This is a genomic window from Metapseudomonas phytobenefica, from assembly GCF_043392685.1.
In the GTDB taxonomy this organism is placed as follows: domain Bacteria; phylum Pseudomonadota; class Gammaproteobacteria; order Pseudomonadales; family Pseudomonadaceae; genus Metapseudomonas.
In genome coordinates this window covers 33317-46624 of record NZ_JBHZGM010000018.1, presented here as the reverse complement: position 1 = coordinate 46624, position 13308 = coordinate 33317, and the positions used below count along the sequence as shown (strand labels likewise).

The window sequence follows — 13308 nt, the reverse complement described above, 5'->3', positions numbered from 1 at the left end:
GGAGAGCCGCCATGCTGAACCTCACCGAATACCAGCGTCGTCCCGCGCAACTGGCCGACTGGCTGCCCTGGGCTGGCTTGGTCGCCCCGGGCGTGGTGCTGAACAAGGACGGTGCCTTCCAGCGCACCTTGCACTTTCGCGGCCCGGACCTGGACAGCGCCACCCAAGGCGAGCTGGTGGCCACCTCGGCGCGCCTGAACAATGCCCTGCGCCGACTGGGTTCGGGCTGGGCGCTGTTCATCGAGGCCGAGCGCCTGGCGGCAGCGGGCTATCCCGACAGCGACTTTCCCGAGCCGCTGTCCTGGCTGGTGGACGAGGAGCGCCGTGCCGCCTTCGAGGCCCAAGGCCGACACTTCGAGAGTGCCTACCACCTGACGCTGCTCTACCTGCCACCGGAAGAGTCACGCTCCCGCGCCGCCGGCCTGCTCTACGAGCACCGGGCGCATCGCGGCGTCGACTGGCACGAACGGCTGGCCGCCTTCATCGTCGAGAGCGATCGCTTCTTCGACCTGCTGGACGGGGTGATGCCCGAGCTGGCCTGGCTCGACGACAGCCAAACGCTGACCTACCTGCACGCCACGGTGTCGACGCACCACCAGCGAATCGACGTGCCGGAGGTGCCCTTCCACCTGGACACGCTGCTGGCCGACTGTCCGCTGGCCACGGGTCTGGCACCGCGGCTGGGCGAGCAGCACCTGCGCGTGCTCTCGGTGCGCGGCTTTCCCACCTCGACCTGGCCGGGCCTGCTGGATGACCTCAACCGCCTGGGCATCCCCTATCGCTGGTCGACCCGCTTCATCTGCCTGGACAAGGACGAGGCCGAGAAGGAGCTGGTGCGCCTGCGCCGGCAATGGTTTGCCAAGCGCAAGGGCGTCCTGGCGCTGCTGCGCGAAGCGCTCTTCCAGCAGGAAAGCCCCCTGCTCGACAGCGACGCGGCGAACAAGGCCAGCGACGCCGATGCGGCGTTGCAGGAACTGGGCGCCGACCAGGTCGCCTTTGGCTACCTGACCGCCACCGTGACGGTGAGCGACTGCGATGCCCAGGTCGCTGACGAGAAGTTGCGGCTGGTCGAGCGGGTGATCCAGGGACGCGGCTTCGTCACACTTGCCGAGAGCCTCAACGCCGTGGAGGCCTGGCTGTCGTCCATCCCCGGCAATGCCTACGCCAATGTGCGGCAGCCGCTGGTGTCCACTCTCAACCTGGCGCATCTTATGCCGCTGTCGGCAGTCTGGGCCGGCCCCACGCGCAACCATCACCTCGACGGTCCGCCTCTGGTAGTGACACGCACGGATGGCGCAACGCCGTTCCGGCTGGTCACCCATGTCGGCGACGTCGGCCACACCCTGGTGGCCGGCCCCACCGGCATGGGCAAGTCGGTGCTGCTGGCGACCCTGGCCCTGCAGTTCCGTCGCTACCCGGGCGCGCGCCTGTTTCTCTTCGACATGGGGCGCTCGCTGCGCGCGACGGTGCTGGGCCTGGGCGGCGAGCACTACGAGCTGGGCGGCGATGGCGATATGGCCTTCCAGCCCCTGGCGCGCATCGACCAGGCCGGCTACCGCGCCTGGTCCGCCGAGTGGCTGGAGGCGCGCCTGCTACAGGAGGGCGTGGCCGTCGGCCCTGAACAAAAGGCCGCGCTGTGGACTGCGCTGGATAGCCTGGCCGGCGCCCCCGAGGCGCAGCGCACCCTGACCGGCCTGTGCGTGCTGCTGCAGGACAACGCTTTGCGCCAGGCGTTGCAGCCCTATGTGCTGGGTGGAGCCCACGGCCAGTTGCTGGACGCTGATCGCGATCGGCTGGGCATGGCCGATGTGCAGTGCTTCGAGATGGAGGAGCTGATGCACAGCAAGGCGGCGGTGGCCGCCGTGCTGGGCTACCTGTTCGCGCGCTTCGAGGAACGCTTCGACGGCGCGCCCACCCTGCTGATCCTCGACGAGGCCTGGCTATTTCTCGACGAGCCGCTGTTCGCCGCGCGCATCCGCCAATGGCTCAAGACCCTGCGCAAGAAGAATGTCTCGGTGATCTTCGCCACCCAGTCGCTGGCCGACATCAAGGACTCCAGCATCGCCGCAGCCATCATCGAGAGCTGCGCCAGCCGCATCTTCCTGCCCAACCCGCAGGCCAGCGAGCCGCAGATCCGCGGCATCTACCAGGGCTTCGGCCTGAATGATCGGCAGATCGACATCATCGCCCAGGCCACGCCCAAGCGTGATTACTACTACCAGTCGCGCCTGGGCAACCGGCTGTTCGACCTTGACCTCGGGCCGGTAGCGCTGGCCTTCGCTGCCTCCGCCAGCCCGGCCGAGCAACGAGCAATCAGCCGGGTCCTCCAGGAGTCCGGTCCAGCGGATTTCGCCGCCGCCTGGCTACGCCACCGCAGCCTGGACTGGGCCGCCGACCTGCTCGCCTCCCATCCCACACCACGCAAAGAGTGCCTGCCATGACGCTTCGTACTTGCCGTTACGCACACGCGGCCCTGTTGATGCTGGGCCTGCTGGCCTTCCAACCGGCCAGCGCGCTCACCGTGATCGACCCGACCAACCTCGCGCAGAACACCCTGACTGCGGTTCGCACGCTGGAGATGGTCAACAACCAGGTCCGTCAGTTGCAGAACGAGGCCCAGATGCTGCTGAACCAGGGCCGCCACCTGGCAACCCTGGACTACAACGTGGTCAATCGGCTGCGCAGGAACCTCGCCACCACGTCGCGCTTGTTGGCGGAGGCCCAAGGACTCGCCTACGAAGTGCAGCGCCTGGATCAGGAGTTTGCCCGCCTGTATCCAGCCGACTACGCGAACAGCGTCACCGGCGAACGAATGGCGCAGGAAGCGCGTGAGCGCTGGAAGCAGGGTCTCGAGGGACTGCACACCGCCATGCGGATACAGGCACAGGTGGCGCAGAACCTGGCCCAGGACGAGAACGTGCTGGCCGACCTCGTGCAGCAAAGCCAGTCGTCCGGTGGCGCGCTACAGGCGGCCCAGGCCACCAACCAATTGCTGGCCTTGCAGGCCAAGCAGTCGATCCAGGCGCAGCAGTTGCAGATCGCCCAGAACCGCGCCATCGCCCTGGAGCTCGCCCGGCAGGCAGCGGCAGCCGAGGAGGCCCGGGAGTTGCGGCGACGCTTCATGGGCAGCGGCACGCCCTACACCCCTTACCCCGTGCAGTTCTATCGGTAGGGAGGCCGACCCATGAAAATCCTGGCGTTGCTGCCGCTACTGGCACTGGCCGCCTGCGGACGTGGCGACGATGACGTTGTGGCACGGCAATACGACTCGACCGAACGCTTCTACTCCGGTTGCGCTCGCCCCGGCGAGTTCCTCACCCCTGAGACCCTGCCCGCCATCCCGCCGAGCTTCGACGAGGACGTGCCATGAACGATGTCAGCGTGATCGACCGCTTCCTCGACGTCTTCGGGCTGTATATCGACACGGGCTTCGGCCTGCTCGGCAGCGAGGTGGCCTTTCTCACCCTGACCCTGGTGGCCATCGACATGACCCTGGCCGGGCTGCTCTGGGCCATGGGCGGCGAGGACGTCAGCACCAAGCTGGTCCGCAAGATCCTCTACGTCGGCGCCTTCGCCTTTATCATCGGCAACTTCAACGCGCTGGCGAAGATCCTCTTCAGCTCCTTCGCGGGGTTGGGCCTGCTGGCGGCGGGCTCGGCGCTAAGCCCTGCCGAGTTCCTGAAGCCGGGGCGGTTGGCCTCCATTGGCGTCGATGCAGGAGGCCCCCTCCTTGAGCAGATCAGCACGCTCAGCGGATTTCCAGGCGTCTTCGAAAACCTGCACAGCATCACGGTGCTATTTCTGGCCTGGTTGGTGGTGATCGTCAGCTTCTTCTTCCTGGCCATCCAGCTGTTCGTCACCCTGATCGAATTCAAGCTGACCACCCTCGCCGGCTTCGTCCTGGTCCCCTTCGCCCTCTGGAACAAGACGGCCTTCCTCGCCGAGAAGGTCCTGGGCAACGTGGTGGCGTCTGGCATCAAGGTCCTGGTACTGGCGGTGATCGTCGGCATCGGCAGCGGGTTGTTCGCAGAGTTCCAGGCCGTTCCGGACAAACCCTCCATCGACCATGCCCTGGTGGTCATGCTCGCCGCGCTGGCCTTGCTGGGCCTGGGCATCTTCGGTCCGGGCATCGCCACCGGGCTGGTCTCCGGCGCCCCGCAACTGGGGGCCGGTGCAGCCGCCGGTACGGCTCTCGGTGTTACGGGCATGGCCGCGGGCGCAGCCGCGGTGGCGACGGGCGTCGGCGGTGCCGTGCTGGCCGGCGCCCGTATGGCACCCGGTGCGGCGCGCCTCGCCATGGGTGGAGCCCGCTCCTTGCCTGGCATGCCTTCTGGGTCGGCCGCTGGCGGTGCAATGACTGGTGGCGCGCCAAGTACTGACAGCCCATCCATGCCCCAAGCCAAACAGCCCGACTGGGCCAGGCGCCTGCAACGCAAGCAGCAACTCACCCAGGCTGCTACCACGGTCGCGCACACACTGCGTGCTGGCGATGGTGGTGGCTCATCCCCCGGGCCGCAGATCCGCGACCCATCGAATTCGTAAAGGAGGACGAAGATGCGTTTCAAACGTCCGCGGGCGCGCTACAGCGACACCCCGCAACCAGTAACGCCCTACCAAGCAGCGGCGCAGGCCTGGGACCGACGCATGGGCAGCAGCCTGGCGCAGGCACGCAACTGGCGACTGATGGCGTTCGGTTGCCTGGGCCTGGCCCTGCTGATGGCCGGCGGCCTGCTCTGGCGCTCAGCCCAGTCGGTGGTCACGCCCTACGTGGTGGAGGTCGACAACACCGGCCAGGTGCGTGCCGTGGGCGAGGCCGCCAGCCCCTATCAACCGCAGGATGCGCAGATCGCCCACCATCTGGCGCGTTTTATCGAGCGGGTGCGCTCGCTGTCCATCGACCCGGTGGTGGTGCGGCAGAACTGGCTGGAGGCCTATCACTTCACCACCGACCGCGGCGCCGTCACGCTCAATGACTATGCCCGTGCCAACGACCCTTTCACCCGCGTGGGCAAGGAGTCGGTGACGGTGGAGGTCACCAGCGTAGTGCGCGCCAGCGACAGCTCGTTCCAGGTGCGCTGGAACGAGCACCGCTTCGTCAATGGGGTGACCGCCGGACTGGAGCGCTGGACGGCGGTGATCTCAGTGGTCCTGCAGCCTCCGCGGACCGAGGAGAAGTTGCGCCGCAACCCGCTCGGCATCTACGTCAACGGCCTGTCATGGAGCCGTGAACTGGACACTACGGAAGGAGCCAAGAAACCATGAAAACCTCCCTGAACCTCTGTATCTGCCCTCTGCTGCTAAGCATGATGGCCGGCTGCGCCAGCCAGAATCTTCCGGTTATCGCGCTGGACGAACCGGTGGAGGCGCAGCGCCTGCCGGAGCCGCCCAAGCCCGTCGAGGTGGTGGAGATCCCCAAGCCATTAGCCCTGCCGGCGCAGCTCAAGCCGCTGGCGGAAACCATGGCCGATAAGCCGACCGCGGAACCGGCCGATGAGCGCACGCGCGTCTCGCGCGCCAACCGCGACGCCCGGGTCGCACCGAGCCGGGAGGGCTACATCAACGCCATCCAGGTCTGGCCCTACTCCGACGGCGCCCTGTACCAGGTGTACACCAGCCCGGGGCGAGTCACGGCAATCAACCTGCAGGCAGGCGAGGAGCTGGTCACCGTGGCCGCCGGCGACACGGTGCGCTGGATCGTCGGCGACACTTCCAGCGGCAGCGGCGATGAGTTGCGCACCAGCGTGCTGGTCAAGCCGACGCGGGTCGACCTCAAGACCAATCTGGTCATCACCACCACACGGCGCACCTACCTGATCGAACTGACCTCCACCGAGCAGGCCTGGATGGCTTCGGTGTCCTGGGACTACCCCAAGGACCGCATGCTTGCCCTGCAGCGCCGCGCCATGGCTGCGAAAACGGCGGCCCCAGTCGATGCTGGCCTCAGGTTGGAGCAGTTGCGCTTTCGCTATGCCATCAGCGGCAGCAACCCGCCCTGGAAGCCGCTTCGCGCCTTCGATGACGGCAGGAAGGTGTACATCCAGTTTCCCGCCGGCATCGCCCAGGGTGAGTTGCCGCCTTTGTTCGTGATCGGCTCGGAAGGTGATGGGCAACTGGTCAACTACCGCTTCCGCTCGCCCTACTACATCGTCGACCGCCTGTTCGGGGCGGCCGAGCTGCGCCTGGGCGCCGACAAGGGCGACGTGGTGCGGATCGAGCGCACCGATGGCGTGGCACGGAGGCCCTGAGCATGACAGCCAAGGACGACATCCAAAGCCCGGCTAAATCGCTACCGCCGAAGGAAGCGCCTGAATCGCTGGAGCTGCGCGCCAAGCCGCGCCCTGTCACTCGCCTCAACCCACGCATGCTGGCGGTAGTGGTCGGCGGTCTATCGGCTGCGGTACTCGGAGCCATGCTGTGGTCGCTGCAGCCGCAGCAGCGCCGCCAAGGCAACGAGCCGAACGAACTGTACAACGTCGACCGCGTGGCGCGATCCGAGGGGCTGGAGCAGCTACCGGCAGATTATGCGCAGTTGCCGCCTCCCCCTGCTCCCGAAGTGCCGCAACTGGGGCCGCCGCTGCCCGGTGATCTGGGCGGGCCGATCCTCAGGGCCGAGCAGCAGGCACAGGGCTATGGCCATGGTCCGGACACCGCTGAAGCGGAGCGCCTTGCCCGACTCAAGGAAGCCGAGGAAGCAGCGCTCTCCTCGGTGTTCTTCCAGACCGGCAGCGCGAAGAAATCGAATATCGCCTCCACTGGGGGCGCTCAACTCGGTTCCACGGTTCTGGGTATGGCTTCGTCAGGCGCAATAGCCGCCGCTGCGGGAACACCAACCCAGCAAGAGCAGAACAACGCGTTTCTCAGTAGATCCGCAAATGCGCAAATCCGTAATTCCGGATTGCTGCAGATGCCCGACTCGCCCTACCAGGTGATGGCCGGCACCGTCATCGCAGCGGCACTGGTCACCGGTATCAAGTCGGATCTACCCGGCGACGTGATCGCCACAGTGACCGAACCGGTCTACGACAGTGCCACCGGCCAGCACGTGCTGATCCCCCAGGGCTCGCGCCTGCTGGGCCGCTACAACAGCCAGGTGAGCTACGGACAAAGCCGCGTGCAGGTGGTTTGGCAGCGGGTGATCCTGCCGGACACCTCATCCTTCCAACTCGACAACCTGGTGGGTACCGATGCCGCCGGCTATGCCGGTCTTGAGGATGGCGTCGACTGGCATTGGGACCGGATCGTCGCTGGCGCGGCCATGACCAGCCTGCTGGGCATCGGCGCAGAACTGGCCGCGCCGGAGAATCGCACCGACGGTAATCGGATCATCATCGCCGGACGCGACAGCCTGCAGGACACGGTGAACCAGGTCGGCCAGGAGGTCACCCGCCGCAACCTCGATATCCAACCCACGCTGACCCAGCGTCCGGGCCTGCCCCTGCGGGTGATCGTAAACCGCGACCTGGTGCTGCGCCCCTACCAACCCATGTTCATCCAGCAGAGGAACCCACAATGAGCACGACCAAGTTACGCCTCGGCCCCTTGCCGAAAACCGAGAGCCTGAAGCTGACCTTTACCTGTCCGGCCAGCCTGAAAGCCGACCTTGAGCGCTACGCGGCGTTGCACTCGCAGACCTACGGCGAAGAAGTCGACGCCCTGACGCTCATCCCGCACATGCTGGAGGCGTTTATGGCCCGGGATCGGGGGTTCAGGAGAGCCAACGTCGAAGTCGACAGGGAAAGGTGATCCTCTCCATGTGATTCCCCAACAAACCCCAGGCGAACGGCAAACATCTAACGCTTTGCCGACATCGTCTAGAGGCCACTGGCAATTTCGCCCCTGCAGGGGCCAGAAAAATCGACACATTTAGCCCTATGGCGTGGCGCGGGGACGATGGCACGCGCCGGGTGCTGGCCAAAGTTTCCAAGGCTATGGGATCGCCCATCCCGAAGGTCGACAGCATCGTCCGGGCGGCACCGCCGGCACAGTACATTCTCGAGGAGTTCTGGCACGCCTTGACCCTCCTTGCCGACAGTAGCAAAGCCACACGCCTCGCTGCCTGCGTAAGAACCACACGGCTCTCAGCCGCCTGACCGGCAAAAGCATCAAGTGCTGCCTGTTCGGGCAGACAGAGACTGCAGGAGCTTTTTAGAAACGCAGGGTTCCTGATAGAGAAAGCCGATTTGCATGACCCAGTTGAGATGGGCGAAATTCGAGTCGCGTTGGGTGAAAGGAGGATTCATGCCGTTTAGCGCCGAGGAACAGGCCATCAGCGATGACGCGGTGGATTTCGCCAGGACCAACAAGAAAACCATTGCAAGGCGTCTCACCGACCCCCAGATATACGTACGAGAGGAAAACCCGGTTTCGGTGTTCATGGCGGGGTCGCCAGGGGCTGGCAAGACAGAGGCGTCGATTGAGTTGCTGTCGCATTTCGACGAAAACGGATTCAAGATCCTGCGGATCGATCCCGACGAGCTAAGGTCTGAATTCCGGGGCTACACGGGAGGCAATTCCTGGCTCTTTCAGCGAGGAGTGTCGATTCTGGTGGAGAAGATTCACGACCTCGCGTTGGAGCAGCGGCAGTCGTTTTTGCTCGATGGCACGCTCTCAAACTACGAAGTCGCTGAGCGGAACATCGAACGGTCATTGCGCAAGAACCGGACTGTGCTAATCCTGTACGTATATCAACGACCGGACCTGGCTTGGAATTTCGTCCAAGCCCGTGAGCGGGTAGAAGGAAGGAACATCCCGATTGAAGAGTTTGTCAGACAGTATTTCGCGGCCAGAGACGTCGTGAATCGTCTGAAGCAACGCTTCGGGAAGTCGATAGAAGTGGACCTACTGTTGAAAAACAACGATGGGGCGCACCGGGTTTATGAGGCGAACATAGATCGGATTGACAGCCATGTCCCCGAAACCTATGATCGCGCGTCCCTTGAGCAGATGCTTTTACAGCGAGGCTGAGGATCAGAAATGAGCTTCTTCACGGTAACCAAACCGGTCAAATCCACCAAATTCTCTGAGTTCATCCGGAATGCTTCCTCGGCGGAGAAGAAGCGCATCTACAACGATGTGATGAAAAAATCCACCGAGCGCCAATGCAAGGTGTTGGCAGCAGCTGCAGCCGACTGATCCGGAAAGATTTCGAAAAGCCCTCGCAATTGCGAGGGCTTTTCGTTTGGGGAGGTGGTTTGCGGTCTCCGTCAGTTCTGATAAGGCAATTCAAAGGGTTGGAAGCGGATCGCCTCCTCCCCAACCCACTCATTCACTAGGTTCTGTACGAAAAGTCGGTGCTGCGCAATTGCACTAATCGTGCCCCCAATTGCACCCTACCTGACCAACCATTTGCATTCGTCTTGACCACCCGCTCACATGCCGGTACGCCGTATTGGCGATCGGCTGCGCACGACCTTTGCTGCCGGAGGGAAAAGCACGGAATCGGCCAGAAGCGGACCTTAGCCTAGATCAAGCCCCCATTCCTGGCGTCGAAACGACGCAACCATTGCTGTTCACGGGCATGCTCGACCAGATGGTCGACGAAGGCGCGGGTCTTGGCGGGCAGCAGCTTCTGGCTGGCGAAGTACAGCGAGATGGGGCCGGCATCCACATGCCAATCCGGCAACAACCGCACCAGGGCGCCGCTCTCAAGGTGCCCAAGCACATCCGGCACGGCCAGCAGCGCCACGCCTAGACCGAGCACGGCGCTGGCACAGAGCGCCTGGGGATCGTTGACCAGCATGCGCGGACGCAACTCCAGCGGCACACGCTCGCCCTTCGCCCCCTGCAACATCCAGCTGCGCACCTTTCCGCTCTGGGTCGAACGCATGGCCAACTGATCGAGTTTGGCCAACTCCTCCGGGCGCCTGGGCGTAGGCCGCTCGGCCAGGTAATCAGGCGCAGCCACCAGCACCAGATGCGCCGGGGCCAGCTCACGCGCTACCACCCCTGGCGAAAGCTCGATACCGCCGCCGATGGCGGCATCGAAGCCGTCAGCAATCAACTCCACTTGGCGATTGTCGAAGTGCCACTCCGGCGTTATTGCCGGGTAGCGAGCGAGAAACTCGGGCATCGGTGGTAGCAGGAAGTCGCGACCGAAGGCCGGGGCTGCAGACAGGCGCAGCACACCACTCGGTGCACCGGCGCTGCCGGCGAGATCGGCGATGGCCGCTTGGATGCTCTCCAATCCACCACCGACATTGCCGAGAAAGCGCTCACCGGACTCGGTCAGGGTCAACCGCCGGGTGCTGCGCTGGAACAGGCGCACGCCGAGATTGGCCTCCAACTGGGCGACGTTGCGGCTGATCGCCGCCGGGGTCAGGCCCAGACGCCGTGCCGCGGCGGAGAAGCTACCGCACTCGGCGCTGCGTACGAAGGATTCCAGATTGGCCAGGGTTTCCATAGTGCAGCCTTCAAGCGTTAGTTGAAGGTGATTCTAGTCATTACCCGCTACTGCGTGAAAAGCCAAAGGCGTTTCATGAGCACGTCCATCACCCACACGAGGTCTGCATCATGAATAACGTCAACCTTCCCCTCAGCGGCCAGGTCGCCCTAGTCACCGGCGGCTCGCGCAGCATCGGTGCCGCCATCGCCAAGCGCCTGGCTGCCGACGGCGCCAGTGTCGCCGTCACCTACAACGCCTCGCCAGCCAAGGCCGAGGCGCTGGTCGGCGAGATAGTCGCGGCCGGCGGCAGGGCCCTCGCCATCGCTGCCGATGCCGGTGACCCGCAGGCGGTGCGCGCCGCGGTACAAGAGGTCGCCAGCACCTTCGGCCGGCTGGATATCCTGGTCAACAATGCTGGCATCAGCGTGCTCGGTGCCCCGGAAGAGATCGCTTTCGAGGACTTCCAGCGCATCCTCGCGGTGAATGTCACCGGGGTGTTCGTCGCCACCCAGGAAGCGCTCAAGCACATGGGCCATGGTGGTCGCATCATCCAGATCGGCAGCTCCATGGTTCACTACGCCGCCTTCGCTACCGCTTCGGCCTACACGCTGACCAAGGGTGCCCTGGCCGGTTTCAGCCGCGGCCTGGTGCGCGACCTTGGTCCGCGTGGCATCACGGTCAATACCGTGCATCCCGGCCCGACCGACAGCGACATGAACCCGGCGGATGGCCCGGTAGCCGACTTCGTCCGTCCCAACATCGCCGTCGGCCGCTATGGCGAGGGCCGCGACATTGCTGCCGCCGTGGCCTGGCTGGCCAGCCCCGAGGCAGCCTTCGTCAGCGGCGCCGAGCTGCTGGTCGATGGCGGCTTCACCGCCTGAAGGAGGGACGGAACATGCAGATAGGCATCATCGGCGCCGGAGCCATAGGCAGCGCCATCGCCCGTGCCCTGAGCAACGCGGGCATCGAAGTCGCCCTCGCCAATAGCCGCGGGCCCGAGAGCTTGCAGGCGCTGGCCAATGAACTCGGGCCGAAGGTCCGGCCGGTCAGCCGCGAGGAGGCCGCCCAAGCGGAGATCGTCTTCCTCGCGGTGAACTGGTCGAAGATTCCGGCCGCGGTGGACGGAATCGGTTCGTGGAACGGGCGCATCGTGGTGGATACCAACAACCCCATCGAGGCGCCAACCTTCCAGCCCTTCGACCTGGGCGACCAAAGCTCTAGCGAAGTGGTGGCGCAGCTGCTACCCGGGGCGCGCCTGGTCAAGGCGTTCAATCACCTGGCGCCGGCGCTGCTGGTCGGCGACCCGCAAGCCGAAGGCGGACGCCGTGTGCTGTTCTATGCGGGCGAGGATGCCGCGGCCAAGGCCGAGGTGGCGGCGCTGATCGGGCGCCTGGGCTTTGCCGGTATCGACCTTGGAGGCCTGGCCGAGGGACGCCTGGCGCAGTTCCCCGGTGGGCCGCTGCCGGCGCTCAATCTGGTCAGGTATAGCTAAGGCCTGAATGGCGGACACCGATCAATGGTGTCCGCCTTCGGCAGATCGATATAGTGCCAATACCAAACACAACCTGCAGTCAAATGCAGGCTTCTGCTCAAGAGACGTAAATGCTCGCACTCATGGCACCACGGTAAATGGCAGTCCTCGGACAATTTCCAGACAGGACCTGTCCCCTCAAGCAAGGACGTCAGGCAAACAGTTTAAGAAATCCAAATAATGCTCACCATCAGTGAGCATTTCCTTGAATTCGTAAACCAGGAATGGAGCAAACCTTAGCGTTCTTGAGGAACTCGCCACTCCATCAGCGCCTTTAATGCATCCAGCTCGCCGATAAGCTCGCGTGCCTGTGCGAGCTTTTCCATTGCCACGCGCTGAGGTTCTGCAGGCAACTCGGACGCAGACGCTTCCGCATCACGAAAGAATGCCTGTATCCGCTTGATTTCATCCCACTGCTGAATCGCTGTCAGTAGGTCTGAGCGCGCGTTCCGCCGGGCCTCGGCCTGTCGCCTGAGCTCTTCCTTCTCCTCAAGCCGGCGCAACTCTTCCTGCCATTCCTGGCGCCGAATTCTTGCCAGCTCCTCGCCCTCCTTCACCAAGCGGGCAATCACAGGTGCCGCATCTGTCAGTTGCTGGACGATCTCATCCAACTGGCTATGCAGGCGGCTCCCGTTACTCTCCTTCCAACTGCGACTCCAATCAGCATTGGGATAGGGGCAAAACGCCCGTAGGCACAGGCGCCCGGTGGCGAAATCCATGCGCGTGGTCCAGTTGAAGGTCGGATGCAGCCGTCGTAGCTTCTGTGCTGAAATCTTGGAAACTGGAATGTACTCACTGTCGACATAGCGAGCTTCCAGTTCCTCGGTCATTTCGAACAGAGTCAGTCCGATGGCCACCGTTCCCACGAACACCACCGTGGGTTTGGAGGGTGACCACAGCGCTGGATAACGATGGCGAGGCTTCTTGGGGGGCTGCTCATGCTCGTCTATCGGGGACCGGGAATACACTCGATCACTTGGCGCAAACATGACGCGATGGCCAGCGGCTTCAAGCTTGAGAAAGAGCTGATTCGCAATTTTCAGGACGGTTTCGAGCTGCTGCTTGGTTACCACGATATCAACCAGACGCTGCTTTCCTGGCTTGAGAAACCCCTGATCGATCACCCGTCCTTGCTCAAAAACTTCGTACGCCCCCACAACCATGGGATGCTGCTTAGAGCGTGAAATTCTTAGTTGCTCAGGATGAACTACACGCGGGCTCGGCGCCTTCGGAAGTGGCCGAGATATAGGCCCCAGGACATCACCCCGACGCCAAACCTGCAGATCACCCGGGCCTGCCTCTGGTAATGGTGGCTGAGGGCTTGGTTTTCCGTTCTCCAATTTTGCCCAGTGCCCGCGCGGTGGACGAGGAACGTTCATACGCGTGCACACACGCG

General features: G+C 64.1%; 14 protein-coding genes. 12 read left to right on the top strand and 2 right to left on the bottom strand.

Annotation, left to right across the window (positions count from 1 at the left end; translation table 11 throughout):
• The first annotated feature begins 11 nt into the window (after positions 1-11).
• The 10 genes from trbE (at position 12) to ACFW0B_RS15420 (ending at position 9132) form a co-directional block, all read left to right on the top strand.
• Positions 12-2441: a conjugal transfer protein TrbE gene (gene trbE / locus ACFW0B_RS15465; protein ID WP_449149587.1), complete on the top strand. Its 2430-nt coding sequence runs from the start codon at positions 12-14 to the stop codon at positions 2439-2441.
• On the top strand, positions 2438-3172 hold the full coding sequence (trbJ, locus tag ACFW0B_RS15460; RefSeq protein ID WP_449149585.1) for a P-type conjugative transfer protein TrbJ: 735 nt from the start codon (positions 2438-2440) through the stop codon (positions 3170-3172). The genes trbE and trbJ overlap by 4 nt, the downstream gene beginning before the upstream one ends.
• Before the next feature lie 12 nt (positions 3173-3184).
• The gene (locus ACFW0B_RS15455) at positions 3185-3370 is read left to right on the top strand and encodes a hypothetical protein (protein WP_268132531.1); all 186 of its coding nucleotides are present in this window, start codon (positions 3185-3187) and stop codon (positions 3368-3370) included.
• Positions 3367-4542, top strand: a complete 1176-nt coding sequence (trbL, locus tag ACFW0B_RS15450; RefSeq protein ID WP_449149582.1) for a P-type conjugative transfer protein TrbL — start codon at positions 3367-3369, stop codon at positions 4540-4542. Before ACFW0B_RS15455 ends, trbL begins: the two co-directional genes overlap by 4 nt.
• 12 nt (positions 4543-4554) lie before the next feature.
• Positions 4555-5262 carry a conjugal transfer protein TrbF gene (trbF, locus tag ACFW0B_RS15445; protein ID WP_449149580.1) on the top strand — a complete coding sequence of 236 codons (708 nt, stop codon included), beginning with the start codon at positions 4555-4557 and terminating at the stop codon, positions 5260-5262.
• Entirely contained in the window at positions 5259-6245 is a 987-nt protein-coding gene (gene trbG, locus ACFW0B_RS15440; protein WP_268132525.1) for a P-type conjugative transfer protein TrbG, read from the top strand. Before trbF ends, trbG begins: the two co-directional genes overlap by 4 nt.
• Positions 6246-6247: 2 nt before the next feature.
• Entirely contained in the window at positions 6248-7513 is a 1266-nt protein-coding gene (locus tag ACFW0B_RS15435) for a TraB/TrbI/VirB10 family type IV secretion system protein (RefSeq protein WP_449149578.1), read from the top strand.
• Positions 7510-7743: a DUF2274 domain-containing protein gene (locus ACFW0B_RS15430; protein WP_449149576.1), complete on the top strand. Its 234-nt coding sequence runs from the start codon at positions 7510-7512 to the stop codon at positions 7741-7743. The genes ACFW0B_RS15435 and ACFW0B_RS15430 overlap by 4 nt, the downstream gene beginning before the upstream one ends.
• 495 nt (positions 7744-8238) lie before the next feature.
• Complete coding sequence (locus tag ACFW0B_RS15425; RefSeq protein ID WP_449149574.1) at positions 8239-8964, top strand: zeta toxin family protein; 726 nt, start codon at positions 8239-8241, stop codon at positions 8962-8964.
• Positions 8965-8973: 9 nt separating this feature from the next.
• Positions 8974-9132: a hypothetical protein gene (locus tag ACFW0B_RS15420; protein WP_449149572.1), complete on the top strand. Its 159-nt coding sequence runs from the start codon at positions 8974-8976 to the stop codon at positions 9130-9132.
• Positions 9133-9460: 328 nt separating this feature from the next.
• On the opposite strand, the gene ACFW0B_RS15415 is transcribed toward ACFW0B_RS15420, so the two are convergent.
• Positions 9461-10399 (bottom strand): LysR family transcriptional regulator, encoded by a 939-nt coding sequence (locus ACFW0B_RS15415; protein ID WP_449149570.1) that lies wholly within the window; start codon positions 10397-10399, stop codon positions 9461-9463.
• A gap of 110 nt (positions 10400-10509) precedes the next feature.
• Between ACFW0B_RS15415 and ACFW0B_RS15410 the strand changes: the two genes are divergently transcribed.
• Both ACFW0B_RS15410 and ACFW0B_RS15405 read left to right on the top strand, forming a co-directional pair.
• Complete coding sequence (locus ACFW0B_RS15410) at positions 10510-11262, top strand: 3-oxoacyl-ACP reductase family protein (RefSeq protein ID WP_449149568.1); 753 nt, start codon at positions 10510-10512, stop codon at positions 11260-11262.
• 14 nt (positions 11263-11276) lie between these two features.
• Complete coding sequence (locus ACFW0B_RS15405; protein ID WP_449149566.1) at positions 11277-11873, top strand: NADPH-dependent F420 reductase; 597 nt, start codon at positions 11277-11279, stop codon at positions 11871-11873.
• 275 nt (positions 11874-12148) lie between these two features.
• Here ACFW0B_RS15405 and ACFW0B_RS15400 read toward each other — a convergent pair whose 3' ends face one another.
• Entirely contained in the window at positions 12149-13075 is a 927-nt protein-coding gene (locus tag ACFW0B_RS15400) for a hypothetical protein (protein ID WP_449149564.1), read from the bottom strand.
• Positions 13076-13308 lie beyond the last annotated feature (233 nt).